The organism is Cupriavidus necator (assembly GCF_040578825.1).
GTDB classification, from domain to species: Bacteria; Pseudomonadota; Gammaproteobacteria; order Burkholderiales; family Burkholderiaceae; genus Cupriavidus; species Cupriavidus necator_E.
Map to the genome: position 1 here is coordinate 1 of NZ_JBEFLI010000048.1, position 26,958 is coordinate 26,958.

The 26,958-nt window shown below is 67.9% G+C and carries 23 protein-coding genes; 16 read left to right on the top strand and 7 right to left on the bottom strand.

The annotated features are described in order from the left end of the window. Both AB1I47_RS21915 and AB1I47_RS21920 read right to left on the bottom strand, forming a co-directional pair. The coding region (locus AB1I47_RS21915; protein ID WP_354685866.1) for an NAD-dependent epimerase/dehydratase family protein at window positions 1–235 on the bottom strand (235 nt) is incomplete at its 3' end. Between the two features lie 42 nt (window positions 236–277). Further along, entirely contained in the window at window positions 278–2,032 is a 1,755-nt protein-coding gene (locus tag AB1I47_RS21920) for a glycosyltransferase family 39 protein (protein WP_354685821.1), read from the bottom strand. A gap of 242 nt (window positions 2,033–2,274) precedes the next feature. On the opposite strand from AB1I47_RS21920, the gene AB1I47_RS21925 reads away from it, so the two are divergent. Together AB1I47_RS21925 and AB1I47_RS21930 are read left to right on the top strand one after the other, a co-directional pair. Next, window positions 2,275–2,946, top strand: a complete 672-nt coding sequence (locus AB1I47_RS21925) for a response regulator (protein WP_354685822.1) — start codon at window positions 2,275–2,277, stop codon at window positions 2,944–2,946. Next, complete coding sequence (locus AB1I47_RS21930; RefSeq protein ID WP_354685823.1) at window positions 2,943–4,298, top strand: ATP-binding protein; 1,356 nt, start codon at window positions 2,943–2,945, stop codon at window positions 4,296–4,298. Before AB1I47_RS21925 ends, AB1I47_RS21930 begins: the two co-directional genes overlap by 4 nt. A gap of 57 nt (window positions 4,299–4,355) precedes the next feature. Here AB1I47_RS21930 and AB1I47_RS21935 read toward each other — a convergent pair whose 3' ends face one another. Beyond that, complete coding sequence (locus AB1I47_RS21935) at window positions 4,356–6,710, bottom strand: Tex family protein (RefSeq protein WP_354685824.1); 2,355 nt, start codon at window positions 6,708–6,710, stop codon at window positions 4,356–4,358. A gap of 144 nt (window positions 6,711–6,854) precedes the next feature. Between AB1I47_RS21935 and AB1I47_RS21940 the strand changes: the two genes are divergently transcribed. The 3 genes from AB1I47_RS21940 to AB1I47_RS21950 all read left to right on the top strand — a co-directional run bounded on the left by AB1I47_RS21940 (window position 6,855) and on the right by AB1I47_RS21950 (window position 10,184). Continuing rightward, entirely contained in the window at window positions 6,855–7,694 is an 840-nt protein-coding gene (locus tag AB1I47_RS21940; RefSeq protein WP_354685825.1) for a hypothetical protein, read from the top strand. A gap of 34 nt (window positions 7,695–7,728) precedes the next feature. Then, window positions 7,729–7,932, top strand: coding sequence for a DUF465 domain-containing protein (locus AB1I47_RS21945; protein WP_010810139.1), 204 nt, complete (start codon window positions 7,729–7,731; stop codon window positions 7,930–7,932). 68 nt (window positions 7,933–8,000) lie between these two features. Further along, window positions 8,001–10,184, top strand: a complete 2,184-nt coding sequence (locus AB1I47_RS21950) for a DNA repair helicase YoaA (RefSeq protein WP_354685826.1) — start codon at window positions 8,001–8,003, stop codon at window positions 10,182–10,184. Between the two features lie 91 nt (window positions 10,185–10,275). Here AB1I47_RS21950 and AB1I47_RS21955 read toward each other — a convergent pair whose 3' ends face one another. Beyond that, window positions 10,276–11,106 (bottom strand): outer membrane protein assembly factor BamD, encoded by an 831-nt coding sequence (locus AB1I47_RS21955; RefSeq protein ID WP_354685827.1) that lies wholly within the window; start codon window positions 11,104–11,106, stop codon window positions 10,276–10,278. A gap of 17 nt (window positions 11,107–11,123) precedes the next feature. On the opposite strand from AB1I47_RS21955, the gene AB1I47_RS21960 reads away from it, so the two are divergent. Continuing rightward, window positions 11,124–12,371, top strand: coding sequence for an RluA family pseudouridine synthase (locus AB1I47_RS21960; protein WP_407935881.1), 1,248 nt, complete (start codon window positions 11,124–11,126; stop codon window positions 12,369–12,371). Further along, window positions 12,355–13,158 (top strand): peptidoglycan editing factor PgeF, encoded by an 804-nt coding sequence (gene pgeF / locus AB1I47_RS21965; protein ID WP_354685829.1) that lies wholly within the window; start codon window positions 12,355–12,357, stop codon window positions 13,156–13,158. The genes AB1I47_RS21960 and pgeF overlap by 17 nt, the downstream gene beginning before the upstream one ends. A gap of 13 nt (window positions 13,159–13,171) precedes the next feature. On the opposite strand, the gene AB1I47_RS21970 is transcribed toward pgeF, so the two are convergent. Continuing rightward, complete coding sequence (locus AB1I47_RS21970) at window positions 13,172–13,414, bottom strand: hypothetical protein (RefSeq protein WP_354685830.1); 243 nt, start codon at window positions 13,412–13,414, stop codon at window positions 13,172–13,174. A gap of 446 nt (window positions 13,415–13,860) precedes the next feature. On the opposite strand from AB1I47_RS21970, the gene phaC reads away from it, so the two are divergent. From phaC to AB1I47_RS22015, 9 genes are all read left to right on the top strand, one after another. Beyond that, window positions 13,861–15,663, top strand: coding sequence for a class I poly(R)-hydroxyalkanoic acid synthase (gene phaC, locus AB1I47_RS21975; RefSeq protein ID WP_354685831.1), 1,803 nt, complete (start codon window positions 13,861–13,863; stop codon window positions 15,661–15,663). Window positions 15,664–15,744: 81 nt separating this feature from the next. Further along, a complete protein-coding gene (locus AB1I47_RS21980) occupies window positions 15,745–16,926 on the top strand; it encodes an acetyl-CoA C-acetyltransferase (protein ID WP_354685832.1) in 1,182 nt (393 codons plus the stop codon). Window positions 16,927–17,000: 74 nt separating this feature from the next. After that, window positions 17,001–17,741, top strand: a complete 741-nt coding sequence (locus AB1I47_RS21985; RefSeq protein ID WP_354685833.1) for a 3-ketoacyl-ACP reductase — start codon at window positions 17,001–17,003, stop codon at window positions 17,739–17,741. 432 nt (window positions 17,742–18,173) lie between these two features. Further along, window positions 18,174–18,725, top strand: coding sequence for a polyhydroxyalkanoate synthesis repressor PhaR (gene phaR, locus AB1I47_RS21990; RefSeq protein ID WP_354685834.1), 552 nt, complete (start codon window positions 18,174–18,176; stop codon window positions 18,723–18,725). Window positions 18,726–19,123: 398 nt separating this feature from the next. Beyond that, window positions 19,124–20,092 (top strand): tRNA dihydrouridine synthase, encoded by a 969-nt coding sequence (locus AB1I47_RS21995; RefSeq protein WP_354685835.1) that lies wholly within the window; start codon window positions 19,124–19,126, stop codon window positions 20,090–20,092. Between the two features lie 135 nt (window positions 20,093–20,227). Continuing rightward, complete coding sequence (gene rimO / locus AB1I47_RS22000; RefSeq protein ID WP_354685836.1) at window positions 20,228–21,607, top strand: 30S ribosomal protein S12 methylthiotransferase RimO; 1,380 nt, start codon at window positions 20,228–20,230, stop codon at window positions 21,605–21,607. A 95-nt stretch (window positions 21,608–21,702) separates the two neighbouring features. Beyond that, window positions 21,703–22,887, top strand: a complete 1,185-nt coding sequence (gene bktB / locus AB1I47_RS22005) for a beta-ketothiolase BktB (RefSeq protein WP_354685837.1) — start codon at window positions 21,703–21,705, stop codon at window positions 22,885–22,887. A 9-nt stretch (window positions 22,888–22,896) separates the two neighbouring features. Then, entirely contained in the window at window positions 22,897–23,529 is a 633-nt protein-coding gene (locus AB1I47_RS22010; RefSeq protein ID WP_354685838.1) for a hypothetical protein, read from the top strand. A gap of 154 nt (window positions 23,530–23,683) precedes the next feature. Further along, window positions 23,684–24,904: a cystathionine beta-lyase gene (locus AB1I47_RS22015; RefSeq protein WP_354685839.1), complete on the top strand. Its 1,221-nt coding sequence runs from the start codon at window positions 23,684–23,686 to the stop codon at window positions 24,902–24,904. Window positions 24,905–24,910: 6 nt separating this feature from the next. Here AB1I47_RS22015 and AB1I47_RS22020 read toward each other — a convergent pair whose 3' ends face one another. Continuing rightward, window positions 24,911–25,150, bottom strand: coding sequence for a DUF2789 domain-containing protein (locus AB1I47_RS22020; protein WP_354685840.1), 240 nt, complete (start codon window positions 25,148–25,150; stop codon window positions 24,911–24,913). A 166-nt stretch (window positions 25,151–25,316) separates the two neighbouring features. After that, a complete protein-coding gene (locus AB1I47_RS22025; RefSeq protein ID WP_354685841.1) occupies window positions 25,317–26,954 on the bottom strand; it encodes a PepSY-associated TM helix domain-containing protein in 1,638 nt (545 codons plus the stop codon). Window positions 26,955–26,958 lie beyond the last annotated feature (4 nt).

A 26,958-nucleotide genomic window follows, 5' to 3' on the forward strand; every position in this document is an offset into this window, starting at 1 on the left:
CCACCAGCGGCAGCACCACGTCGCACTTGCGGATGTTGTACTCGATCCACTCCTTGTTGATGGTGATGTCACCTTCGAAGAAGTGCATGCGCGGGTGGTCGACGAGGTCGCCCAGACGGTCCGTGGACATGTCCATGCCGTAGACTTCCCACGGCGTGGTTTCCAAGATGCGGCGCGTCAGGTGGTGGCCGATAAAGCCGTTGACGCCGAGGATCAGTACTTTCTTGCCTTGCATTAAGTTTGACGATGGCATGGGGATTGAATCGTGCCGGCGTGGTCAGCGCCCGCCGGCGACAGGGAAGTTGGAAACGGCCACGCGGCGCCAGTCGCGCGCGACCACATGCATCGGCACGCGCGCGCTGAGTTCGGCATAGGTCTGCGGCGACAGCAGCGCGATCGCGCGCGGACCGTGCTGCCAGGCCTCGACAAAGGCATCGACAGTCGGCAGCCACTTTTGCGGCTCTTGCTCGGTGCCGAACGACAGTTCGTCGGCCTGCGCCACCATGGTCAGCGGATGATGCAGGTAGAACGGCAGCGTATGGTCGAGCAGGTCGACGCCATAAAGCGGCATGCCGGGGCGCAGCACGCGCTCGATCGGCGCGACCATGTCGATGCCCGACGCCGAGCGGCCGATGGCTTCATGGCCGAGCAGGGCGGTGCAGAAGGCCAGCAGCATGCCGAGCGCATAGGCCGCGATACTGGCCATGCGGCCGCGCCGGCGCAGCAGCCACAGGCCCGCCCCGGCGCTGGCCAGCACCAGCGCGAATGCCAGCGCCGCCCACACGGCATAGGCGCGGTACAGCGCATTGGGGGTGTTGTTGGAATCAAGCGTGGCCACGTAGGGACTCGCCAGCAGCCCGAGCGCGCCCACGACCAGCGTCGCGCGCAATTGCCGGACCCAGGCGCGCTCATCGGTCCGCGCCAGCGCCACGCCGGCCAGGATTCCCAGTGCCGGGAACACGGGCAGGATATAGCCGGGCAATTTCGACCCCGACAGGCTGAAGAAGACGAAGATCGATACCGCCCACAGCGCCGCCATCAATGCCGGCTCGAACGGCCGTGAAGCACCTGCGCCAGCGACGCCGACACGTTGCCTGACCGCGCGCACCATGCCGGGCAGCAACCCCAGCCAAGGCAGGAAACCGCCCACCACCAGCGGCACGAAGTACCACAGCGCGCCCTTGCGCGCATGCACGGTCGACGTGTAGCGCTGCCAGTGCTCATGGATAAAGAAAAAGCGCAGGAATTCCGGGTTGCGCCGCGCCACCAGCCAGTACCACGGCAACGCCACCACTAGCATCAGCGCGATGCCGGCGGGGGCATGCAGGCGGCGCCACAGCGCGAGGTCGCGCGTCACGCAGGTGTAGACCACCAGCACCAGCCCCGGCAGTACCAGCCCCACCAGCCCCTTGGTCAGCACCGCGACGCCCATCGCCGCCCAGCACGCCAGCATCCAGTTGCGGCTTGCCGCCGGCGTCGCGGCCGGGTGCTGGGCCAGCAGCATGCTCGCCAGCACGCAGGCCAGGATGCCGGACAGCGTCATGTCGAGCGTATTGAAGTGCGCGGCGACATTCCACATCGGCGCCGAGGCCAGCACCAGCCCGGTCATCAGCCCGGCGCGCGCGCCGAACCAGCGCGCCGCGGCCAGCATCGACGCGCCCAGCCCGAGGGCGCCCGCGAGCGCCACGCACAGCCGCGCCTGCCATGCGCCGACGCCGAACAGCGTGTACGACAGCGCCGTCATCCACAGGTGGAAGGGCGGCTTCTCGAAGTACTTCAGGCCGTTGTAGCGGATCGTGACCCAGTCGCCGGTGGTCAGCATCTCGCGCGCGATCTCGGCATAGCGGCCTTCGTCGGGGCCGAGCAGATGGCGCACCCCCAGCGTGCCGAACCACAGCAGCGCGAATGTCAGCGCTACCAGCGCCACCGTCAATGCGGGCAGGCCGCCGAGGCGCGCGGCATGCCACGGTACGGCGGGCCGCGCCGTGACCAGCGCCGGTTCGGCGGCAAGGCGATGGGGACGTCGCAGCATGGCGGGAATGGCGCGGCCGGTAGGCGGGTGTGACGGCAAAGGCGGGTGCTGGCTGGCAGTGGGGAGGTTTTGTCCACGCTATGGGCAGGTGCGGCGTTGACTGGAACACGAGCCTGGGCGAGTGAGCGCGAGAATACGCGCGCAACCTTAATGGCACATTAAGCCGGCACGTGCAGAATGCCGTGATACGCGGCAAGCACGGCGCCGCCCTCCCGGCAATCGGCAGCACGCACTACCACACCATGCGAATCCTTATCGTCGAAGACGACCCCATGCTCGGCGACGGCCTGCGCCGCGGCCTGCAACTGCTCGACTACGCGGTCGACTGGTTCGCCACCGGCGCTGAAGCCGACCACGCACTCGGCGTGGTCGGCTACGACGCCGTGGTGCTGGACCTCGGCCTGCCCGGCGAGGACGGCATGGCGCTGCTGGCGCGGTGGCGCACACGCGGCTGCCGCTTCCCGGTGATCGTGCTGACGGCGCGCGATGCGATCGAAAGCCGTATCGGCGGGCTCGACGCGGGCGCCGACGACTACCTGGTCAAGCCGGTCGCGCTCGATGAACTGGCCGCGCGCCTGCGCGCCGTGACGCGCCGCGCCGCGGGGCTGTCGTCGCCGGTGTGGAAGCACGGCGCGCTGGAGTTCCACCCGGCCGCGCGCCAGGCTTACTGGCAGGGCCAGCCGGTGGAGCTGACCAGCCGCGAAGCCATGCTGCTGGAACTGCTGCTGGCGCACCCGAACCGTCTGCTGACGCGCGACCTGCTGCGCGACAAGCTCTACGACTGGCAGGGCGGCATCGAAAGCAATGCGCTGGAAGTCCATATCCACCACCTGCGGCGCAAGATCCATCCGAAGATCGTGCGCACCTTTCGCGGCGCGGGCTACACGCTGGGCGCGGCGGAGGACTGCACATGACGCTGCAGCGCCGGCTGATCCTGGCGGTGCTGATCGCCGCGCCGGTGGTGTGGCTGCTGACCATCGGCATGACCTATGTGCGCGCCCGGCACGAGATCAACGAACTCTATGACACCGACATGGTGCGCATGGCGCTGCAGATGCATTCAGTGGTGCCGCTGGTGGATGTACGCGCGGCGCCGTCGCGCACGCGGGTGCCGCCGCTACAGGACGGCGACCAGGGCGATGCCGGGCTGGGCGACCTCGCCATCGCCGCGTGGCTGCCGGACGGCAAGCCGCTGCATATCGATCCCGACGGCGACAAGCTGCCGCGCGCCGAAGGCGTCAAGGGCTTTACCGACGTCACCATCGAGCGCCAGCCGTGGCGGCTGTACTACCTCGACGATCCCGATACCGGCTGGCGCGTCTGCGTCGGCCAGCAGCTCGGCGAGCGCAACGAGCTGATCGTGTCCTATATCGCCGCGCAGGTGGTGCCGTGGGCCGCGGGACTGCCGGTGCTGATCGGCTTGATGATCTGGTTTATGCGGCGCGCGCTGGCGCCGGTGCGGGAGCTGTCGGCGGATATCGAAGGCCGCACGCCCGACGACCGCCGTCCCCTCAGCCTCGAGGCCGTGCCCGGCGAACTGGTGCCGCTGGTCCATGCGATGAACCGGCTGCTGGCGCGCGTATCGGATTCGATCGAACACGAGCGGCGCCTGACCGCCGACGCGGCGCACGAGATGCGCACGCCGCTGGCCGCGCTGAAGGCGCAATGGGAGATCGCCGAGCGTTCGCCCGATGCCGCGGAACGCGCGCAGGCGCGCGCCAACGTGGCGTCCGGCATCGACCGCATCAGCCGGCTGGTGTCGCAGTTGCTGACGCTGAGCCGGCTGGAGGACGCTTCCACGCTGCCGTCGCGCCAGCCGGTGGGCTGGCTGCCGGTGGCGCAGCAGGCGCTGTCAGATTGCCTGGGGCTGGCCCGGCAGAAGCAGGTCGATGTGGAACTGGAATGGCCGGCGCAGGGGCAGGCGCCGCTGCCGGTGGCGGGCGATGCCAGCCTGCTGTCGCTGATGTTGCGCAACCTGCTCGACAACGCCATCCGCTACAGCCCGCCGGGCGCGCTGGTGACGGTCGATTTCCAGCCCGATGGCATCACCGTGCGCGACCAGGGGCCCGGCGTCGCGCCGGATGTGCTGGCGCGGCTGGGCGACCGCTTTTTCCGTGGCGGAGGCGGGCAGCGCGAGCAGGGGCATGGGCTCGGCATTTCCATCGCGCAGCGCGTGGCGCGGCTGCATGGGCTGGAGATTGCGTTTGCCAACCGCATCGACGGCGCCGGCAAGGGATTGGCGGTACGGATCGCGCACGGCGGCTGACAAAGAAAACGCCCCGCACGGTTTCCCGTGCGGGGCGTGCTGGCCTTTGCGTGCGGCTTAGCGCTTGAGCTTGGCGAAGGCCGCGGCCATTGCGCCCGCCGGCTCCTGCTCGCGGCGGCCGCCGTTGAAGCCCTTGCCACCGCCGTTGCGCTGGCCACCGCGGTCACCACGGTCGCCGCCGGCGCGCGCCGCGGCCTGGCCCGGCTCGTCGTCCAGCCGCATCGACAGGCCAATGCGGTTGCGCTTGACGTCGACCTCCATCACCTTGACCTTGACGATCTGGCCGGCCTTGACCACCTCATGCGCGTCCTTGACGAACTTGTTCGACAGCGCCGAGATATGAACCAGCCCGTCCTGGTGCACGCCGATATCGACAAAGGCGCCAAAGGCCGCCACGTTGGTGACGACGCCTTCCAGCACCATGCCGGGCTGCAGGTCCTTCACATCTTCCACGCCTTCCTGGAAGGTCGCGGTCTTGAACTCGGGGCGCGGGTCGCGGCCCGGCTTTTCCAGTTCGGACAGGATGTCGCGCACCGTCGGCAGGCCGAACGACTCGTCGGTGAATTTCTCCGGCGACAGCCCGCGCAGCGCGTCGCGGTTGCCCATCACATCGCGCAGGCCCTTCTTGATGTGGTCCAGGATGCGCTGCACCACCGGATACGCTTCCGGGTGCACCGAGGAGCGGTCCAGCGGGTTGTCGCCGTCATTGATGCGCAGGAAGCCGGCGGCCTGCTCGAAGGTCTTGTCGCCCAGGCGCGGCACCTTCTTCAGCGCAGCGCGGTTGGGGAAGGCGCCGTTGGCATCGCGGAACTCGACGATATTGCGCGCCAGCACCGAGTTCAGGCCCGACACGCGCGCCAGCAGCGGCGCCGAGGCGGTGTTGACGTCCACGCCCACCGCGTTCACGCAATCCTCGACCACGGCGTCGAGCGCGCGCGCCAGCTCGCGCTGGTTGACGTCATGCTGGTACTGGCCCACGCCGATCGACTTGGGATCGATCTTGACCAGCTCGGCCAGCGGATCCTGCAGCCGGCGCGCGATCGACACCGCGCCGCGCAGCGACACGTCCAGGTCCGGGAATTCCTTGGCGGCCAGCTCCGAGGCGGAGTAGACCGAGGCGCCGGCCTCGCTGACCACGATCTTGGTCAGCTTCAGCTCGGGCATCTGCTTCATCAGGTCCTGCACCAGCTTGTCGGTCTCGCGGCTGGCGGTGCCGTTGCCGATCGATACCAGCGCGACGTTGTGCTGTTTTGCCAGGCGTGCCAGCGTGGCGAGCGAGCCGTTCCAGTCGCGGCGGGGCTCGTGCGGGTAGATGGTGGCGGTGTCCAGCAGCTTGCCGGTGCTGTCGACCACGGCGATCTTGCAGCCGGTGCGGATGCCGGGGTCGACGCCCATCACTGACTTGGGACCGGCGGGCGCGGCCAGCAGCAGTTCGTGCAGGTTGCGGCCGAACACTTTGATGGCTTCGCCTTCGGCGGTTTCGCGCAGCTGGGTCAGCAGTTCGGTTTCCAGGTGCGGCTGCACCTTGACGCGCCAGCACCAGCGGCACACGTCGCCCAGCCACTTGTCGGCCGGGCGGCCCAGCTGCTGGATGCCGACATGGCGCGCGATCATGCCTTCGCACGGATGCGGCACCATTGCGTCCTGTTCCTCGCCCAGGCCCAGCTTGACCATCAGTACGCCCGCATTGCGGCCGCGGAACAGCGCCAGCGCGCGGTGCGAGGGCACGGTGCGGATGGTTTCGCTGTAGGCGTAGTAGTCGCGGAACTTCTCTTCCTCGGCGGTTTCCTTGCCTTCCATCACGGTGGAAGACACCACGCCGTTGGTCCACAGGTGCTCGCGCAGCTTGCCCAGCAGCTCGGCGGTCTCGCCAAACTGCTCGGACAGGATGTCGCGGGCGCCGTCCAGCGCGGCCTTGACGTCGGGCACGCCGCCTTCGGCAGTGGGATTGCCGTTGACGTACTTCGCGCCCTCGGTTTGCGGGTCGAGCGTGGGATCGGCCAGCAGTGCCAGCGCCAGCGGCTCCAGCCCGCATTCGCGCGCGATCTGGGCGCGGGTGCGGCGCTTGGGCTTGTAGGGCAGGTAGAGGTCTTCCAGCGCCTGCTTGGTTTCGGCGGCCTCGATCGCGGCCTGCAGCTCGGGCGTGAGCTTGCCTTGCTCCTGGATCGACGCCAGGATGGCCGCGCGGCGGTCTTCCATGTCGCGCAGGTAGAGCAGGCGCTCTTCCAGGTTGCGAAGCTGCGTGTCGTCCAGGTTGCCGGTCACTTCCTTGCGGTAGCGGGCGATAAAGGGGACGGTGGCACCCTCGTCGAGCAGCGCCACGGCCGCCGCGACCTGGCGAGGCTGGACGGACAGCTCGGCCGCGATGAGCGACACAATCTTTTGCGAGACGGATGCGGGCAGGTTGGACATCGGAGAACGCAGCGTGAAACGCAGTCAGTCGAAAGCGGGGCATTTTGCCACAAGCGCGCGAGGGTTCCGCAAGGGCGTGCGGCGGGCGCCGCTCTGTGCCTTTGCAGGCAGGCCGCCGGGCGGCCCGGATGCTAGAATCCGGTCATGATCGTCAAGCCCCGTCCGGCCGCCGCCAAGGCCACATCGCCGGCCGCCCCCGAGGCGGCCATCCCGGCCATGCCACCACTCGCCAACGTGCCCCAATCCTACCTCTCCAGCGCCTGCCCCGTCGCCGTGCTGGCCGTGCTGGCCGTGGCCGCATGCGCCGCGCTGATGCCGGCACGCGAGGTGCGCGCGCAGGCCCCGGCGCCTGCCGCCGCCGCGCCGGCCGCCGCGGCGCCCGCCGGCGCCACCCGCGACTTCGGTGCCGAACGCAAGGCCATCGGCGATTCGCGCGCCTGGACCAACTACCGCTTTGCCGCCGCCGAGCGCGAGTGCTACAGCAAGTTCTTCGTCAATCGCTGCATCGACAAGGCCAAGGAAACCCAGCGCGAGGAGCTGCAGGTGCTGCGCAAGCGCGAGCTGGAAGTGGGCGAGGCCGAACGCGCGCACCGCGCCGCCGAGCGAGACCGCGAACAGGCGCTGCGCCGCGCCGAGTACGAGGCCAGCCAGCCGCAGCGCGCCGCCAGCGAGCAGTCCAGCCGCGACGCGTTCGAGAAGAAGCAGCAGGAGCAGCAGCTGCGCGAAGCGCAACGCCAGGGCGAAGCGCCGCAGCGCGCCGCCAATGCGCAGGCCTACGAGAAGAAGCAATCGGACTTCGACGCGCGCATGAAGGAGGCGCAACAGAAGGGCGCCGAGCAGGCCCGCCAGCGGGAGGAAAACGTCAAGGCCTACGACGCCAAGCAGCGCGAGCTGGAACAGCGCCAGAAGGAGCTGGAAGAGCGGCGCGCCAAGGCGAGGGAGCAACAGGGCCAGGCATCGGCGCCGCGCCCGTTCGGCTTCTGAGCCGCCGGCACGTGACTACGCAGCGGAGGCGCATATGGACAGCAACCTGAACACCCTGGAGCGGCGCATCATGGAGTTGCAGATCGAGCACCGTGACCTGGACTTCCTGATCGACCGGCTGGCCAACGATGCCGTCCACGACGAGCTGCAGCTGCGCCGGCTGAAAAAGCGCCGGCTGAAGCTGAAGGACGCCATCACGCTGCTGCAACTGCAGCTAGAACCCGACGTGCCGGCCTGAGCGCAGAGCGCTGCCGGCATCGTCCGCCCCCGGCATGGTCCGGTGGCTCACCAAAGACTCCCCAAGCCTTGTCCGACCTTTCCGATTCCATTGAGCCGTCAGATGACGTCAGCCTGAGCGACGCCAACGGCGCCAACGCCGACGCACCAGCGCACGCCGCCCCGGCGGATGCCGGCGCCAGCCGCAGCGCCGAACTGGCCACCATCTTTGCCGATACCGGCACGCTGGCGCAGGCCATTCCCGGCTACCGCCCGCGCGCGTCGCAGCACAAGATGGCCGAGGCCGTCGCCGGGGCCATCGCCGACAGCGACACCGTGATCGTCGAGGCCGGCACCGGCACCGGCAAGACCTACGCCTACCTGGTGCCGGCGATGCTGTGGGGCGGCAAGGTGATCCTGTCCACCGGCACCAAGAACCTGCAGGACCAGTTGTTCCTGCGCGATATCCCCACGGTGCGCCATGCGCTCAACGTGCCGGTGTCGGTGTCGCTGCTCAAGGGCCGCGCCAACTACGTCTGCCACTACCACCTGGAGCGCGCGCAGGCCGGCGGACGCCTGGCGTCGCGCCAGGACGCGGCCTGGCTGCGCGATATCGGCCGCTTTATCAAGGAGACGTCGACCGGCGACAAGGCCGAGCTGGCCTCGGTGCCGGAGAACGCGCCGGTCTGGCAGATGGTCACGTCCACGCGCGACAACTGCCTGGGCTCGGAATGCCCGTACTACAAGGACTGCTTCGTGATGCGCGCGCGCAAGGAAGCGCAGCAGGCCGACGTGGTGGTGGTCAACCACCACCTGTTCTTTGCCGACGTGGTGCTGCGCGACACCGGCATGGCGGAGCTGCTGCCGGCAGCCAATACGGTGATCTTCGACGAGGCGCACCAGCTCCCCGAGACCGCCACGCTGTTCTTCGGCGAGACGCTGTCGACCAGCCAGCTGCTGGAAATCGCCCGCGACACCGTGGCCGAGGGCCTGTCGCATGCGCGCGATGCGGTCGACTGGGTGGCGCTGGGCGCGCCGCTGGAACGCGCCGCGCGCGACCTGCGCCTGGCCTTCGGCAAGGACAACGCGCGCCTGGCGCTGGGCCAGATCGAGGCCGACCGCCGTATCGCCGAGCCCTTCAACGAAACGCTGGATGCGCTGGACGAGGCGCTGTCCGGTTTCGTGGAGATGCTGGAAAGCCAGGCCGAGCGCGCCGAGTCGCTGCAGCAATGCCATCGCCGCGCGCTGGAGCTGGCCAACAAGCTGGCGGCGTGGCGCAGCGAAGCGGCTGCCGCACCCGCGGCCTCAGCAGCGGAAGGCGAGGCCCAGGAGGCGCCCGCGGTACCGGCAGGTCCGGAGACGGTGCGCTGGGTCGAGGTGTTCTCCCAGACCGTGCAACTGCACCGCACGCCGCTGTCGATCGCGCCGATCTTCACGCGCCAGCGCGACGGCCAGCCGCGCGCGTGGATCTTCACGTCGGCCACGCTGTCGGTAAAGGGCAATTTCACCCACTACGCCGCGCAGCTCGGGCTCGACAAAGACCGCTCGCTGACGCTGCCCAGCCCGTTCGACTACGCGAAGCAAGGGCTGCTGTACGTGCCGCGCGACATGCCGGCGCCGCAGTCTCCGCAGTTCACCGATGCGGTGGTGCAGGCCGCGCTGCCGCTGATCGAGGCCGCCGGCGGGCGCACGTTCCTGCTGTGCACCACGCTGCGCGCGGTGCAGCGCGCGTCGGACCTGCTCTACGATGCCTTTGCCGAGCGCGGCCTGAACCTGCCGCTGCTGGTGCAGGGGCAGGCCAGCCGCACCGAACTGCTGGACCGCTTCCGCGAGCTGGGCAATGCGGTGCTGGTAGGCAGCCAGAGCTTCTGGGAGGGCGTGGATGTGCGCGGCGAGGCGCTGTCGCTGGTGATCATCGACAAGCTGCCATTCGCGCCGCCCGATGACCCGGTGCTGGCCGCGCGCATGGAAGTGCTGCAGAAGAAGGGCCTGAGCCCGTTCGCCGTGCACCAGTTGCCGCATGCGGTGATCACGCTGAAGCAGGGGGCGGGGCGGCTGATCCGCTCGGAATCGGATCGCGGCGTACTGGCGATTTTCGATACGCGGCTGGTGGAGAAGCCCTACGGCCGCCAGATCTGGCAGAGCCTGCCGCCGTTCACGCGCACGCGCGAGGCGGCGACGGTGGTGCGGTTCCTGGAGTCGCTGCGCGGCGCGGGCAAGGATGAGGCCGTCGCGGAGGCCGGGGCCGGCGCTGAAGAGGCGTCGGAGGACTGACGCCCCTCGCTGCCGCCGATTCGCGGCGCAAACAAAAACGGGACGGTCTTCCGACACGTCCCGTTTTTCTATGGCCGCCAGGCGGCGGGCTTCAGAACACTTCCCACCATGACTTGTCCTTGCGGCGCTCGCCGTACTTGATGAAGTCGCTGTTGGGGAAATTCTTCTCCATCACGCGGGCGGTGTCGTCGCGCAGGTCCTTCATGCCCATCGCATCGTACGAACGGATCATGATGTACAGCGCTTCCTCGTTGGCCGGTGCGCCGTCGTAGTCCTTCAGCGCCTGCTGGGCCCGGTTGACCGCGGCCAGGTAGGCACCGCGCCGGTAGTAGTAGCGTGCGGCGTGGACTTCGTGCTGGGCCAGCGAGTTGACGATGTACTGCATGCGCAGCGTCGCGTCAGGGGTGTACTTGCTGTCCGGGTAGCGCGTGATCAGCGTATGGAACGCATCGTACGCGGCGCGCGCGGCCTTGGGGTCGCGCTCGCTCAGGTCCTGGCCGGAGAAGCGGCCGAGCCAGCCGAGGTTGTCGTTGAAGTTGATCAGGCCCTTCAGGTAGTAGGCGTAATCGATATTGGGATGGTTCGGGTGAAGCTGGATAAAGCGATCCACGGCGGCCAGCGCGGCGGCGGTTTCGCCATCCTTGTAGTTGGCGTAGGCGGTATCGATCTGTGCCTGCTGCGCGTAGCGGCCGAACGGATAGCGACCCTCGAGCTTTTCATACAGCTTGACGGCGCGCGTGTAGTCGCCGCCATCCAGTGCGTCCTTGGCTTCCGAATATAATTTGTTGGCCGACCAGCCGGCGGTCTCGTCGGGCTGATCGGCAAGCAGGCCGCATGCCGACAGCATGACGCAGCCGCCTGCGAGCAGAACCGCTCCTAAAGTCGCGCGCCAGTCAGCGCGTTTCATGCTCAGCAATTGCATGGGCGATCGTATCCCGGATGAAGAAAAATAGCGTCAAGCATTATAGCCCAACCCCCCAGCCCCAAGCCCCAGTGGACGACGGCGTGGGAGGACTGCCCCCGGAAAGGGTGCGCGCCGCCGCATCCATGGCCGATCCTGAGGACTTTGAAGATCTTGCCGATGCCGCGCCTGCCAGCGCCGCGGCCGGTGCCGAACCTGCCGTAATCCTGTCGCTCGAGGTGGACAGCGCCTCGCATGGCGAGCGCCTCGACAAATTGCTGGCGCGTCACTTCAGCGAGTTTTCACGCAGCCGCCTGCAGCAGTGGATCGAAAGCGGCGCCGTGCGCGTCGACGGGCAGGTGCGCCGCCCGCGCGACGCGGTGCAGATGGGCAACCGCATCGAGGTGCAGCCGCAGGCCGCGCCGGAATCGAACGCGTTCGCGCCCGAGGACGTGCCGCTCGACGTGGTCTATGAAGACGACACGCTGCTGGTGATCAACAAGCCCGCCGGGCTGGTGGTGCATCCCGCCGCCGGCAACTGGAGCGGTACCGTGCTCAACGGGCTGCTGCATCGCGATCCTGCCGCCGCGGCGCTGCCGCGCGCGGGCATCGTGCACCGGCTCGACAAGGAAACCTCCGGCCTGATGGTGGTGGCGCGCACGCTGACCGCGCAGACCGACCTGGTGCGCCAGCTGCAGGCGCGCACGGTCAAGCGTACCTATATCGCGCTGGTATGGGGCCGCACCTACGACGAGGGCACCATCGACGCGCCGATCGGGCGCGACCCGCGCGAGCGCACGCGCATGGCGATCGTGCACACGGCCAGCGGCAAGCCTTCGCGCACGCATTTCCGCACGCTGGCGACGGTGCCGCTCGGGCGCGGCTTCGTGTCGATGGTGATGTGCAAGCTCGAGACCGGGCGCACCCACCAGATCCGCGTGCATTTCGAATCCATCGGCCATCCGCTGGTGGGCGACCCGGTCTACTTCCGCGCCACCCAGCGCGGCCAGCGCCCGGCGATCCGGGTGCCGCTGCCGGTGCCGTACGAGCGCCAGGCGCTGCATGCCTACAAGCTCGGGCTGGTGCATCCCGCTACCGGGCGCCACATGTCGTGGACCGCGCAGCCGCCCGAGGACCTGCAGGCGCTGATCGACGCGCTCGATTTCGAAAGCGCGCAGGCCGAGGATGAAGAGGAGGCCTGGGACGAAGTCTGGGAGGGCGGCGAGGCGCACTGGGAATACAGCGGCGATGCAGAAGACGGTGACGACGATGACGACGAACGCTGATCCCGCCTGGCTGGTCCCCGACTGGCCCGCGCCGGCGCGCGTCCAGGCGTTGTCGACCACGCGCCGGGGCGGCGTCAGCAAGGGCCCGTATGGCCTTGCCGGTGGCGCGCCTGGCGGGCTGAACCTGGGCACGCATGTCGGCGACGATCCCGCCGACGTGGCGCGCAACCGCGAACGGCTGGCCACGAGTCTGCCGTCGATGCCGCGCTGGCTCGAACAGGTGCATGGCTGTGCGGTGGTAACGGCCGATCCTGTCGCGGCCCCGGGCGATCCGGTGCCGCGGGCCGATGCGAGCATGGCCATCGCGCCCGGACACGTCTGCGCGGTGATGACAGCGGACTGCCTGCCGGTGCTGCTGTGCGATGCGCACGGAACGGTGGTGGGTGCCGCCCATGCGGGATGGCGCGGCCTGTGCAACGGCGTGATCGAAGCTACGCTGGCGCGCATGCAGGCCGCCGCCGGTGGCAGCGCCATGCGCTGGCTGGCATGGCTCGGCCCGGCCATCGGCCCGGATGCGTTCGAGGTCGGTGCCGAGGTGCGCGAGGCCTTTCTGCAGCAGGCGCGTCCCGACGAACAGGCGGCGGTCGCTGCCGCGTTCCGCGCCGGCGCGCCGGGCAAGTATCTGGCCGATATCTACGCGCTGGCGCGCACGCGCCTCGCGCGTGCCGGCTGCACCGACGTCTATGGCGGCGACGCGTGTACCGTGGCCGACGCCGAACGCTTCTATTCCTATCGCCGCGACGGCGTGACCGGCCGCATGGCCAGCCTGGTCTGGCTGGCGGACTGATCCGCGCGCGGTCTTATTCTTCCTTGTCCCTGGCCGTGCCAACCACGGTTTTTCGGGCGGCTGCTTCGGCAGCCGCCTGCGCGCGCTCGACCGCGGCCTTGCGCCGGCGCCGGCCGGGCGTGCCCATGATGTAAAGCACCAGCGCCACCGGTGCCATGCCATACATCAGGAAGGTGGCAACTCCCGCCACCACGTTGTGCTCGGTGATCGCCATCATCAGCGCGACGTAGAGCCAGCCAATGGCCACGATGTACATCAGAATTTCATCCTTCTCGCGTAAGCTCTCCGGCCCTGGCAAATGTGCGCGCGGCATACCGTCCGGTAGGTCGGCGAGCGTATTAAGTGCGCGGCGGATTCACGCATTGACATTGCGTACGTTGCAAGGCAACAATGCCTTCAAATGTCTCGGAATCGCTGACGATTCCCAGCTTCTTGTCGGCAAGCATACCGCATGGCGCTGCCATGCCGGGCATGCGTGCAACGGCAGGAAAGGGAGCCGCTATCGGGATGGGCGGAGAGCGAGGCCGCGTAGTGTGCGGTGGCCGTTCTCCGCTGGTTCCAGGGCCGATGTGCCGGCAGCCGCCCCATTCGGGGGAGGCCACAGCCGGGTCCATCCGGATAGCATCACCCTATGCAAAAGTGCCGGCCAGGGCTAAGTCCCGGAGCCGGTTCATACAGTGACGGCAGAGAGACAATCACATCATGGCGACCGGCAAAGGTGCGGCAGCTTCCGCCCAGGAAGGCAAGTCCCAACCGTTCAAGTTCACGCCGGGGCCATTCGATCCAGCCACATGGCTGGAATGGTCCCGCCAGTGGCAGGGCACTGAAGGTAACGGCCACGCGGCAATCGGCCCGTTTGGCGCAGCAGGCGCAGTTGGCGCACTTGGTATCCCCGGCCTCGATTCGCTGGCCGGCGTGAAGATCGAGCCAGCGCAGCTCGCGGATATCCAGAAGCGCTACATGAAGGACTTCACGGCGCTGTGGCAGGCCATGGCCGAGGGCAAGCCCGACGCCGCCGGTCCGCTGCACGACCGGCGCTTCGCCGGCGATGCGTGGCGCAACAACCTGCCGTTCCGCTTCGCGGCGGCGTTCTACCTGCTCAACGCGCGGGCCATGACCGAACTGGCCGACGCCGTCGAGGCCGACGCCAAGACGCGCCAGCGCATCCGCTTTGCGATCTCGCAGTGGGTCGATGCGATGTCGCCGGCCAACTTCCTCGTCACCAATCCCGAGGCGCAGCGGCTGCTGATCGAGTCGGGCGGCGAATCGCTGCGCGCCGGCGTGCGCAACATGCTGGAAGACCTGACGCGCGGCAAGATCTCGCAGACCGACGAGACCGCCTTCGAGGTCGGCCGCAATGTCGCGGTGACCGAAGGCGCGGTGGTCTATGAGAACGAGTACTTCCAGCTGCTGCAGTACAAGCCGCTGACCGACAAGGTGCACGCGCGCCCACTGCTGATGGTGCCGCCGTGCATCAACAAGTACTACATCCTCGACCTGCAGCCTGAAAGCTCGCTGGTGCGGCACGTGGTGGAGCAGGGCCATACGGTATTCCTGGTGTCGTGGCGCAATCCCGATGCCGGCATGGCGTCGCGCACCTGGGACGACTACATCGAGCACGCCGCCATCCGCGCCATCGAAGTGGCGCGTGATATCAGCGGCCAGGACAAGATCAACGTGCTCGGCTTCTGCGTCGGCGGCACCATCATCTCCACCGCGCTGGCCGTGCTGGCCGCGCGTGGCGAGAAGCCCGCGGCCAGCCTGACGCTGCTGACGACTCTGCTCGACTTTGCCGATACCGGCATCCTCGACGTGTTCGTCGACGAGCCCCATGTGCAGCTGCGCGAAGCCACGCTGGGCGGCGCTGCCGGTGCACCGGCAGCGCTGCTGCGCGGCATCGAGCTGGCCAACACGTTCTCGTTCCTGCGCCCGAACGACCTGGTGTGGAACTACGTGGTCGACAACTACCTGAAGGGCAACACGCCGGTACCGTTCGACCTGCTGTTCTGGAACGGCGATGCCACCAACCTGCCGGGTCCGTGGTACTGCTGGTACCTGCGCCACACCTACCTGCAGAACGAACTGAAGGTGCCGGGCAAGCTGACCGTGTGCGACGCACCCGTCGACCTGGGCAGCATCGACGTGCCGACCTATATCTACGGCTCGCGCGAAGACCATATCGTGCCGTGGACCGCGGCCTATGCCTCGACCGCGCTGCTGGACAACAAGCTGCGCTTCGTGTTGGGCGCGTCCGGGCATATCGCCGGCGTGATCAACCCGCCGGCCAAGAAAAAGCGCAGCCACTGGACCAACGATGCGTTGCCGGAGTCGCCGCAGCAGTGGCTGGCGGGCGCCACCGAGCACCACGGCAGCTGGTGGCCGGACTGGACCGCATGGCTGGCCGGCCATGCCGGCGCGAAACGCGCGGCTCCCGCCGAGTACGGCAATAAGCGTTATCCCGCCATCGAACCCGCGCCTGGGCGTTACGTCAAGGCCAAGGCTTGATGCCTGCGTGATTGCCGGCGTGCGCCATGGCGCCGCCGGCGGCGCGCAGGTTCCCCCCCTTTTCCATTGAGAGGAATTGACATGACCGACGTAGTCATCGTTTCCGCGGCCCGCACCGCGGTAGGCAAATTTGGCGGCTCGCTGGCCAAGATCCCGGCCCCCGAACTGGGCGCCATCGTCATCAAGGCCGCGCTGGAGCGCGCCGGCATCCAGCCGGAGCAGGTCAGCGAAGTCATCATGGGGCAAGTGCTGACCGCGGGCTCGGGCCAGAACCCGGCGCGCCAGGCTTCGATCAAGGCCGGCCTGCCGGCGATGGTGCCGGCCATGACCATCAACAAGGTGTGCGGCTCAGGCCTGAAGGCCGTGATGCTGGCCGCCAACGCCATCATGTCTGGCGACGCCGAGATCGTGGTCGCCGGCGGCCAGGAGAACATGAGCGCCGCGCCGCACGTGCTGCCGGGCTCGCGCGACGGGTTCCGCATGGGCGACACCAAGCTGGTCGACACCATGATCGTCGACGGCCTGTGGGATGTGTACAACCAGTACCACATGGGCATCACCGCCGAGAACGTGGCCAAGGAATACGGCATCACGCGCGAAGCGCAGGATGAGTTCGCGGTGGGCTCGCAGAACAAGGCCGAAGCCGCGCAGAAGGCCGGCAAGTTCGACGAAGAGATCGTGCCGGTGCTGATCCCGCAGCGCAAGGGTGACCCGGTGGCCTTCAAGACCGACGAGTTCGTGCGCCAGGGCGCCACGCTGGACAGCATGTCCGGCCTGAAGCCCGCCTTCGACAAGGCCGGCTCGGTGACCGCCGCCAACGCCTCGGGCCTGAACGACGGCGCCGCCGCGGTAGTGGTGATGTCGGCGGCCAAGGCCAAGGAACTGGGCCTGACGCCGCTGGCGACGATCAAGAGCTACGCCAACGCCGGCGTCGATCCCAAGGTGATGGGCATGGGCCCGGTGCCGGCTTCCAAGCGCGCCCTGTCGCGTGCTGGCTGGACGCCGCAGGACCTGGACCTGATGGAAATCAACGAGGCCTTCGCCGCGCAGGCGCTGGCGGTGCACCAGCAGATGGGCTGGGACACCTCCAAGGTCAACGTGAACGGCGGTGCGATTGCCATCGGCCACCCGATCGGCGCGTCGGGCTGCCGCATCCTGGTGACGCTGCTGCACGAGATGAAGCGCCGCGACGCCAAGAAGGGCCTGGCCTCGCTGTGCATCGGCGGCGGCATGGGCGTGGCGCTGGCAGTCGAGCGCAGCTAAAGGTGTTTGTCCGGGCCCGCGCGCGGTTGGCGCGGACCCGGCGACGATAACGAAGAGCCAATCAAGGAGTGGACATGACTCAGCGCATTGCGTATGTGACCGGCGGCATGGGCGGCATCGGGACCGCCATCTGCCAGCGGCTGGCCAAGGATGGCTTTCGTGTGGTGGCCGGCTGCGGCCCCAACTCGCCGCGCCGCGAAAAGTGGCTGGAGCAGCAGAAGGCACTCGGCTTCGACTTCGTTGCCTCCGAAGGCAACGTCGCTGACTGGGATTCGACCAAGACCGCGTTCGACAAGGTCAAGGCCGAGGTCGGCGAGATCGATGTGCTGATCAACAACGCCGGCATCACGCGCGACGTGGTGTTCCGCAAGATGACCCGCGCCGACTGGGACGCGGTGATCGACACCAATCTGACCTCGCTGTTCAACGTCACCAAGCAGGTGATCGATGGCATGGCAGACCGCGGCTGGGGCCGCATCGTCAACATCTCGTCGGTGAACGGGCAGAAGGGGCAGTTCGGCCAGACCAACTACTCCACCGCCAAGGCCGGCCTGCACGGCTTCACCATGGCGCTGGCGCAGGAAGTGGCGACCAAGGGCGTGACCGTCAACACGGTGTCGCCCGGCTATATCGCCACTGACATGGTCAAGGCGATCCGCCAGGACGTGCTCGACAAGATCGTCGGCACCATCCCGGTCAAGCGCCTGGGCGAGCCGGAGGAGATCGCCTCGATCTGCGCCTGGCTGTCGTCGGAGGAGTCCGGTTTCGCGACCGGCGCCGACTTCTCGCTGAACGGCGGCCTGCACATGGGCTGACCTGCCGGCCATGTCGGCAGCCGCGCGGGCACCGCCTTTTGCGGTGCAGCCAGCGCGGCGCACAAGGCGGCGGACGCTTTATCCCGCCGCCTGTTTCGCGGGCCGCCATGGCCCGCGAATCATTTATGCCTGCGCGACATTCGCCGCCAATAGCGGCGATTTACCGGGTTTTCCTTAAGCCGGGTCGCTTTTCTTAGTGCTTTGTTGGGCATAGAATCAGGGCAGCGGCGCAGCCAGCACCATAGTCGTGCAATGCGGCACTCGCGGGGGCGAGGTGGCAGGCCGCAGCGCACGAAATGCGCAACAGGCCGCAAACTGTCCGCAATCAGGCCGGCACGACAATAAGCAGATGGCGCGGGCGGTACCGATTTGCGCACTGCACCCCATGCGGTGCAGCAGCGCGCAATCAGACGACACAAGGACAGAGCACCGATGGCCACGACCAAAAAAGGCGCAGAGCGACTGATCAAGAAGTATCCCAACCGCAGGCTCTACGACACCCAGACCAGCACCTACATCACCCTGGCCGACGTCAAACAGCTCGTCATGGACTCAGAGGAGTTCAAGGTCGTGGACGCCAAGTCCGGGGATGAACTGACCCGCAGCATATTGCTGCAGATCATCCTGGAAGAAGAGACCGGCGGCGTGCCGATGTTCTCCAGCGCGATGCTGTCGCAGATCATCCGCTTCTACGGCCATGCCATGCAGGGCATGATGGGCACCTATCTGGAGAAGAACATCCAGGCCTTTATCGATATCCAGAACAAGCTGGCCGAGAACTCCAAGGGCCTGTACTCCGGCGAGGCCTTCAGCCCGGATATGTGGTCGCAGTTCATGAACATGCAGGGCCCGATGATGCAGGGCATGATGAGCAACTACATCGAGCAGAGCAAGAACCTGTTCGTGCAGATGCAGGAGCAGATGCAGAGCCAGGCCAAGAATATGTTCGGGACGTTCCCGTTCAATCAGCAGGAAAAGAAGTAAGGGACTTCGGCGGCGGGCCGCCCGGTCCGCCGCGCCCGCCGCGCCTCCTGCGGCAATTCAAGCTGTACCCGCCTGGGCGCGTTCAGCCCGCGCTCGCATGCAGTCGGATGCCCAGCGCCCGCATTACCTTCCAGATCGTGCCGAATTCCGGATTGCCTTCCCTCATGCAGGGCCACGCCCGATGCAGGTAAAATGGCGCTTTTTCGGCAGCTGGTGCCGCAAGAATCACGCAAGCACGGGTGACGTGGACCATTATCTGGCGTTACCCGCTCTCTAATTGGCGGCTCATAGCGCGGACTCGCCGGTACAGCGCGAATCCCAATGTCCTCCAAAATCCAACGTATGCGTCAGGCACTCGAGGTTGAAGCCAAGGCCCTTGTTGCGGCGAAGGCTTTCATATGAGCCGGCTGCTTCTCGCCCCGATGGAGGGGCTTGCCGACTATGTCCTGCGCGACGTGCTGACCGGCACGGGGGGATACGACGGATGCGTGTCCGAGTTTGTCCGCGTGACAGGCTCGCTGCTTCCCGCGCGGGTCTACGAGCGGGATACCCCGGAAATTCTCGACGGCGGCTATACGCGTAGCGGTACGCCGATGGTGATCCAGTTGCTTGGCAGCGATCCGGAATGGCTGGCGCGCAATGCGGCCTATGCCGCAATCCTGTCGCCGCATGGCATCGACCTGAACTTCGGCTGCCCCGCAAAAGTCGTCAACCGCCACGGCGGCGGCGCCATGCTGCTGGCGAACCCTGAAGTGCTGAACCGGATCGTTACCGCCGTGCGCGCGGCAGTGCCGGCCCATATCGCGGTGACGGCAAAAATGCGGCTGGGCGTCTCCGATACCTCGCTGGCGCTCGACTGCGCCACCGCGCTGGCGGAAGGCGGCGCGGCGTCCCTCGTGGTGCATGCCCGGACGCGCGATCATGGCTACCGGCCGCCGGCTCACTGGGAATGGATCGCGCGCATTGCGGCTACGGTGGACATACCTGTCATTGCCAACGGGGAAGTCTGGACCGTGGCCGACTGGAAGCGCTGCCGGGCCGTCAGCGGTTGTGCCGACGTGATGATAGGTCGGGGCGCCGTGTCCGATCCCTTCCTGGCCCTGCGGATACGCGGGCTGATGGACAGCGCGCCGTCCGCAGAGGAGTGGCCGCTCGTGCTGCGCCAGATTTCCGCGTACCTGAAGAAGCTGCATGCCCGTATCGCCTCCTGCCATGAGCACGGGCGCGTCAAATTGTGGCTCAGCTACCTCAAACGGACATGGCCGCAGGCCGGCGAGCTGCATGCGGCAATCCGGCGCATGCAGGATTCGCTGGAAATCCAGCGATTGCTGGAAAGCCTGCCCGGCGCAGCCCCCGCGCGGGACTGACCCGGCATCGCCTCGGCCTGCGTCCTCATGTGTGTAGTCAGGCGCCGGGAAATCCCGGCGAGCGGTTAAAATGCGCGATTGGCTCAAATCTGGCGGCCATGTCCCGGCACGCTTGCCCCACATTCGGATTGCACTGTGAAAAACCCTTCAGAATCAACGACCCAGAAAGACCATAGTCCGCGTGTGGGATTCGTTTCGCTTGGCTGCCCCAAGGCGCTGGTCGACTCCGAGCAGATCATCACCCGGCTGCGCGCCGAGGGCTACGCCATCAGCGGCACTTATGACGGCGCCGACCTGGTCGTGGTCAATACCTGCGGCTTTATCGACGAGGCCGTGCAGGAGAGCCTGGACGCCATCGGCGAGGCGCTGACCGAGAACGGCAAGGTCATCGTGACCGGCTGCCTGGGCGCCAAGAAGGATGCGGCGGGGCAGGACATCGTGTCGTCGGTGCACCCCAAGGTGCTGGCCGTGACCGGCCCCCATGCACTGGGCGAGGTGATGCAGGCGGTGCACACGCACCTGCCCAAGCCGCACGATCCCTTTACCGACCTGGTGCCCGCCGCCGGCATCAAGCTGACGCCAAAGCATTACGCCTACCTGAAGATCTCCGAGGGCTGCAACCACCGCTGCTCGTTCTGCATCATTCCGTCGATGCGCGGGGACCTGGTGTCGCGCCCGGTGGCGGAAGTCATGCTGGAAGCCGAGAACCTGTTCAAGGCCGGGGTCAAGGAACTGCTGGTGATCTCGCAGGACACCAGCGCCTACGGTGTCGACGTCAAGTACCGTACCGGTTTCTGGAACGGCCGCCCGCTCAAGACCCGCATGACGGAGCTGGTGGCGGCGCTGGGCGAGCTGGCCGCGCAGTACGGCGCCTGGGTGCGCCTGCACTACGTCTACCCGTATCCGCACGTCGACGAGATCATCCCGCTGATGTCGCAGGGCCATGTGCTGCCGTACCTTGATGTGCCGCTGCAGCACGCGCACCCGGACGTGCTCAAGCGCATGAAGCGCCCGGCCAATGCCGAGAAGACCATGGACCGGATCCGCGCCTGGCGCGAGATCTGCCCGGAACTGACCATCCGCAGCACCTTTATCGCGGGCTTCCCGGGGGAGACCGAGGCCGAGTTCCAGACCCTGCTGGACTTTATCGCCGAGGCCGAGCTGGATCGCGTCGGCTGCTTCGCCTATTCGCCGGTCGAGGGCGCCACCGCCAATGACCTGCCGGGCGCGCTGCCCGACGAGGTGCGCGAGGAGCGCCGCGCGCGCTTTATGGAAGTGGCGGAGGAAGTGTCGGCGCGCCGGCTGCAGCGCAAGGTCGGCCAGACCCTGCGCGTGCTGGTGGATGAGGTCAATCAGGAAGGCGGCATCGGGCGTTCGTCGGCGGACGCGCCCGAGATCGACGGCCTGGTCTATATTGCGCCGGCGCAACGCCACTCGCAGCGCTACCGCGCCGGCGAATTCGTCGACGTGAAGATCACCGGCGCCGACGGCCACGACCTCTGGGGTGAAGTCTGAGACCGGCGCGTGAGTAGGTAAAAGTACGGTCGTTCGATTCTGCCAGCGTCCCGCTATACTGTGCAGTGCAACATAACCCCCCAAGGAGACAAGTCATGACGCGTGAAGTCGTAGTGGTGAGCGGTGCCCGTACCGCGATCGGGACCTTTGGCGGCAGCCTGAAGGAGGTGGCACCGACGGAGATGGGCGCGCTGGTCGTGCGCGAGGCGCTGGCGCGCGCGCAGGTATCGGGCGATGACGTTGGCCATGTGGTGTTCGGCAATGTGATCCAGACCGAGCCGCGCGACATGTACCTGGGCCGCGTCGCGGCCGTCAATGGCGGGGTGTCGACCAATGCGCCCGCGCTGACCGTCAACCGCCTGTGCGGCTCCGGCCTGCAGGCCATCATCAGCGCCGCGCAGACCATCCTGCTGGGCGATACCGACGTGGCCATCGGCGGCGGCGCCGAGAGCATGAGCCGCGCGCCGTACCTGGCGCCGGCGGCGCGCTGGGGCGCCCGCATGGGCGATGCCGGCCTGGTCGACATGATGCTGGGCGCGCTGCACGATCCCTTCCACCGCATCCACATGGGCGTGACCGCCGAGAATGTCGCCAAGGAATACGACATCTCGCGCGCGCAGCAGGACGAGGCCGCGCTGGAATCGCACCGCCGCGCCTCCGCCGCGATCAAGGCCGGCTACTTCAAGGACCAGATCGTCCCGGTGGTGACCAAGGGCCGCAAGGGCGACGTCACGTTCGACACCGACGAGCATGTGCGCCATGACGCCACCATGGACGACATGACCAAGCTCCGGCCGGTCTTCGTCAAGGAGAACGGCACCGTCACCGCTGGCAATGCCTCGGGCCTGAACGACGCGGCCGCCGCCGTGGTGATGATGGAGCGCGCCGAAGCCGAGCGCCGCGGGCTGAAGCCGATGGCTCGGCTGGTGTCGTACGGCCACGCCGGCGTCGATCCCAAGACGATGGGCATCGGCCCGGTGCCGGCGACGAAGATCGCGCTGGAGCGCGCCGGCCTGCAGGTGTCGGACCTGGACGTGATCGAAGCCAACGAGGCCTTTGCCGCGCAGGCCTGCGCGGTGACCAAGGCGCTCGGGCTGGATCCGGCCAAGGTCAACCCGAACGGCTCGGGCATCTCGCTGGGTCACCCGATCGGCGCCACCGGCGCGCTGATCACGGTGAAAGCGCTGTATGAGCTGCAACGGGTGCAGGGCCGCTACGCACTGGTGACGATGTGCATCGGCGGCGGGCAGGGCATTGCCGCCATCTTCGAACGGATCTGAGGGTTTGCCTTGCGCCTGGCTTTGCTGACAAAGACCCTGGGGTCGATTCCGGCCCTGGGACTGGCCGCCGCGCTCGTCCTCGCGGGTGCGGCGCAGGCGGCGCCCGCCACCGCGCTGTCGACCGTCCCAGTGGGGGCTGCGTCCGGTGGCGGGGAAGGCCTGGGCATCAACCAGGCCATCCGCGATGGCGAAGCGCGGCGCAGCGCCGCATTGTCCACCGGCGCGCCCAAGCCGTTGGTGCCCCGTCCTGAGTATGCAGCGCTGCCGGTCTATGTCGGCAAGGTCGGCGACGAGCCGGTACGGCTGCGCCTGGGTCCCAAGCCCGACGAGCGCGACAGCGTGCGCGGCGAATACACCGGCCGCGGCGCCGGCGTCCGGCTGCTGGCCGGCGAATGGGAGGATGGCGCCTTCCTGATGGAAGAGTCCGACGACGGCACGCGCGTGTCGGGCAACTGGGAGGGCACCATCGATGCCAGCGGTGCGGTGCGCGGCACCTGGACCGATGCCTTCAACCCCGCCGTTGTGCTGCCGTTCTCTATCCGCCCGCTGGGCGTGCTGGTGATTCCCCCGTTCGACATGACGCCCAACAGCGGCGTCACCTACGCGCCGCCGCCGCCCAAGTCGTCAATTTCCGGCTGGTAATCCCTGCCTGCGGCGCAGGCGGTGATCGTTGCCGGTGATGCGGCCGGCATTTGCTGGTAAGCTCGAAGGCTCACCGAGCCTCATTCCTGGCCGGCCCGCGCAATGTCCAACGGCATCGCGCCGCGGCCGGGCAGCAGCCAGCAAGGAATCCGCCGTGTCCGATTCGCCATCCGACAAGCCCGCATCCTCCCATTTCCTGCAAACCGTCGCGGTCCAGCCCGAGCTGGATATCGCGCCCGGCTTTGCCTCGTTCTCGCCTGCCACGCATCGCGGCTCGACCGTGGTGTTCCGCAACCTCGCCGAATTGCGCGCGCAGGGCGACGGCGCCACCACGTACTGGCGCTACGGCCTGCACGCCACGCCGACCAGCGAGGCGCTGTGCCAGCACCTGGCGCTGATCGAAGGCGCGCGCCATACGCTGCTGCAGCCGTCGGGGCTGGCGGCGATCTCACTGGTGTACTTCGCGCTGCTCAAGAGCGGCGACGACGTACTGGTGCCGCACAACGTCTACGGCCCCAATCGCGACCACGGCGAATGGCTGGCCCGGGATTTCGGCGTCAACGTGCGCTATTACGACCCGATGGACGCCGCCGGCCTGGAAGCGATGATCCGCCCCAATACGCGCCTGATCTGGATGGAAGCGCCGGGGTCGGTGACGATGGAAGTGCCTGACAGCGAAGCCATCGTTGCCGCCGCGCGCGCGCGCGGGGTGCTGACCGCGATCGACAATACCTGGTCCGGCGGCGTCTACTTCCGTCCGTTCGACAAGGGCATCGATATCTCGGTGCAGGCACTCACCAAGTACCAGTCCGGCGGCAGCGACGTGCTGATGGGCGCGGTGCTGACGCACGACGACGCACTGCATGACCGCCTGAGGCGCACCCGCATGCTGATGGGGTGGGGTGTCTCCGCCGACGACTGCCACCTGGTGCTGCGCGGGCTGCCAAGCCTGCCGGTGCGCCTGGCCGCCCATGACCGTGCCGCGCGCGAGGTGGCCGAGTGGCTGTGCCAGCGGCCGGAGGTGGCGCGCGTGCTGCATCCCGCGCTGCCGGACTGCCCGGGGCATGCCAACTGGCGGCGCGACTTCACCGGCGCCAGCGGGCTGTTCGCGATCATCCTGCGCGCACGCTACTCGCGCAAGCAGGTCGATGCCTTTGTCGAGGCGCTGCAGTTGTTTGCGATCGGCTGGTCCTGGGGCGGCGCGCACAGCCTGGCGGTACCGTACCACGTCCCGACCATGCGCCCCGCGGGCACATGGCCGCCGGCAGGGTGGCAGGACACCGGCGAACTGGTGCGGCTCTATATCGGCCTGGAAGACACGCGCGACCTGATCGCCGACCTGCGCCAGGCGATGGAGGCGCAGCTCGCCGCCTAGGAATGCTCAGGTAGGCTGGCGCAGCGCAAGATTGAGCTGGTCGACCACTTCGGCCCAGTCGGCGTCGTCGAGCAGCTCATCGCGCAACAGCGTGGCCTGCGCGGGCGTCCAGAACGGCGCTTCGGCCAACTCGACATCGTCTGGCAGCGGCGCATGCGTGCCGATAAAGGTGCGGATGCTGGCTTCGTCGGACGGCAGGCCGAGTTGGGCGAACAGTTCGGAAAACTGGTGGAAGGTGGATTCCATGGCTTGGGCTCGTTGTGGTGGGGCTCAGGTAGTGTAGGGCAGAGGGTGACTGGTGGCGGCTGCAACGCAAGACGGACACCGCCGCGTTTGCTGAAAAGGCTTCGCGCACCGCTGGTTTTCTCCCCTCTTCCGCCTGCGGGAGAGGGAGTACTTCAAAACCCGCTGCTCACGACATATCCGCGCTCGGCATCCCCTTGGCCCCAGCGCTCGCCTGCACCGCACGCGCCCGCGGCAGCGCCCACACCGACTCTGCCGGCCCGCTGCGCGCCCTGCGCTGCGTAGCCCGTGCCAGCGCGGCAAAGCCCACGGCCAGCGCGATCGCGCCGATATCGAAGCCGGCAATGATCCAGTGCCCGCTCGGGATCGCATGCAGCAGGTGGTCGCCCGTCAGGATCGCATTCGACAGCGGCACCGTCAGCGACGCCAGCGCCGCCACGTACAGCAGCTCGACCGCCGCGCGCACCGGCGCCCGCAGCAGCGCCCAGGCGCAGGCCAGCGCGAAGACCGTGAAGTACGTATAGCTGACCGCGCGCTCCGGCCACAGCAGCGCCGCCGGGAAGCACAGCGCCACGCCGATGCAGCAGCCGATGCAGACGCCGACGGTGGCCTGCGCCAGCAGGCGGTGCACGCGCGGCTGCTCGGCCTGGCGCAGCTTGCGCCGCGATTCGATCCACAGCAGGTTGCCCGAATAGAGCAGGAACGCGCCGGCCAGTCCCGCCAGCAGGTAGACCAGCCGCACCGGCAGTTCGCCGAAGGTGCCGAAATGCAGCGCGTACAGCGCGCTGTAGAGCCCGTGGTTGCCGTCGCGCGCGCCGGCGGTCTGGTTGGCGGTCAGCTGGCCCGCATTGGGCTCGCCGCTGGCGGCGTGGATGCCGACCGAGCCCATATTGCCGAGCGCCCGCGTGCTGCTGCCGCGCACTTCGACCACGGCGTTGGCATCACCGTAGCGCTGGAAGCGGAACGACTCGGGCGTAAAGCGCTCGCCGCCGTGCGCGCGGGCGATGCTGAGCAGCGTTTCGGTCGGCATGGTCGGCACCGCGCGGCCGGCCGCGGCAACCTCGGGCACCGCGGTGGTGGCGCGTGGCACCGCTTCGAACAGGCGGCCGTCGAAGGTCAGCGTGTTGAACACCATCATCAGCACCAGCGACAGGCAGAACAGCGCGCCGGTGAAGGCAAAGACCAGGTGGAAGGGCAGGCTGAACAGGCCCAGCACATTGTGCGTGTCCATCCAGAAGCGCTTCAGGTTGCGCCCCGGGCGCACCGCGAACAGGTCCTTCTTCAGCCGCGGCAGGTGCAGCAGCACGCCCGATACCAGCGCCAGCCCGTACAGCACCGAGATCGCGCCCATGAAATAGATGCCGCCGACCGGGATGCCGAGCGAGTAGTGCAGGCTGTTCAGGAACGCCGACAGCTCGCCGATCACCTGGTCGCGCGAGGTGTCGCGCTGCATCGCGGCGTCGCCGGCCAGGCGCGCGTCGGTGGTCATCTGCCATTCGCCGGCCTTGTCCTGCCAGTAGGCCGAGATATTGGGCTCGCCCTCCGACGGCATGATCACGTAGGCGCTGGCGGCGGCTTCCGGGTGGATCGTCACCAGTTTCTGCATGAAGCGGTCGACCGCGGCCGGGTTGGCCTTGGCCTCGACCGGCGCATTGCCCTTGAGCCGGGACGGCGATTGCCATACGTGCAGCTCGTGATGGAACACGGTCACGGCGCCGGCAAAGAAGGCGATAAAGAGGGCCCAGCCGGCCATCAGGCCGACCCAGGTGTGCAGCGTCTGGTACAGGCGCAGGGTAGCGGTTTTCATGATG

Excerpts from the sequence above, each read along its gene's own strand:
- AB1I47_RS21930 (WP_354685823.1), top strand. The coding sequence starts at position 2,943 with ATGACGCTGCAGCGCCGGCTGATCCTGGCGGTGCTGATCGCCGCGCCG.
- AB1I47_RS21940 (WP_354685825.1), top strand. The coding sequence starts at position 6,855 with ATGATCGTCAAGCCCCGTCCGGCCGCCGCCAAGGCCACATCGCCGGCC.
- AB1I47_RS21960 (WP_407935881.1), top strand. The coding sequence starts at position 11,124 with ATGAAGAAAAATAGCGTCAAGCATTATAGCCCAACCCCCCAGCCCCAA.
- AB1I47_RS21920 (WP_354685821.1), bottom strand. The coding sequence starts at position 2,032 with ATGCTGCGACGTCCCCATCGCCTTGCCGCCGAACCGGCGCTGGTCACG.
- AB1I47_RS21985 (WP_354685833.1), top strand. The coding sequence starts at position 17,001 with ATGACTCAGCGCATTGCGTATGTGACCGGCGGCATGGGCGGCATCGGG.
- AB1I47_RS21925 (WP_354685822.1), top strand. The coding sequence starts at position 2,275 with ATGCGAATCCTTATCGTCGAAGACGACCCCATGCTCGGCGACGGCCTG.
- bktB (WP_354685837.1), top strand. The coding sequence starts at position 21,703 with ATGACGCGTGAAGTCGTAGTGGTGAGCGGTGCCCGTACCGCGATCGGG.
- phaR (WP_354685834.1), top strand. The coding sequence starts at position 18,174 with ATGGCCACGACCAAAAAAGGCGCAGAGCGACTGATCAAGAAGTATCCC.
- AB1I47_RS21955 (WP_354685827.1), bottom strand. The coding sequence starts at position 11,106 with ATGCAATTGCTGAGCATGAAACGCGCTGACTGGCGCGCGACTTTAGGA.
- AB1I47_RS22025 (WP_354685841.1), bottom strand. The coding sequence starts at position 26,954 with ATGAAAACCGCTACCCTGCGCCTGTACCAGACGCTGCACACCTGGGTC.
- AB1I47_RS21935 (WP_354685824.1), bottom strand. The coding sequence starts at position 6,710 with ATGTCCAACCTGCCCGCATCCGTCTCGCAAAAGATTGTGTCGCTCATC.
- pgeF (WP_354685829.1), top strand. The coding sequence starts at position 12,355 with ATGACGACGAACGCTGATCCCGCCTGGCTGGTCCCCGACTGGCCCGCG.
- AB1I47_RS21995 (WP_354685835.1), top strand. The coding sequence starts at position 19,124 with ATGAGCCGGCTGCTTCTCGCCCCGATGGAGGGGCTTGCCGACTATGTC.
- AB1I47_RS21945 (WP_010810139.1), top strand. The coding sequence starts at position 7,729 with ATGGACAGCAACCTGAACACCCTGGAGCGGCGCATCATGGAGTTGCAG.
- AB1I47_RS21980 (WP_354685832.1), top strand. The coding sequence starts at position 15,745 with ATGACCGACGTAGTCATCGTTTCCGCGGCCCGCACCGCGGTAGGCAAA.
- AB1I47_RS22020 (WP_354685840.1), bottom strand. The coding sequence starts at position 25,150 with ATGGAATCCACCTTCCACCAGTTTTCCGAACTGTTCGCCCAACTCGGC.
- phaC (WP_354685831.1), top strand. The coding sequence starts at position 13,861 with ATGGCGACCGGCAAAGGTGCGGCAGCTTCCGCCCAGGAAGGCAAGTCC.
- AB1I47_RS21970 (WP_354685830.1), bottom strand. The coding sequence starts at position 13,414 with ATGTACATCGTGGCCATTGGCTGGCTCTACGTCGCGCTGATGATGGCG.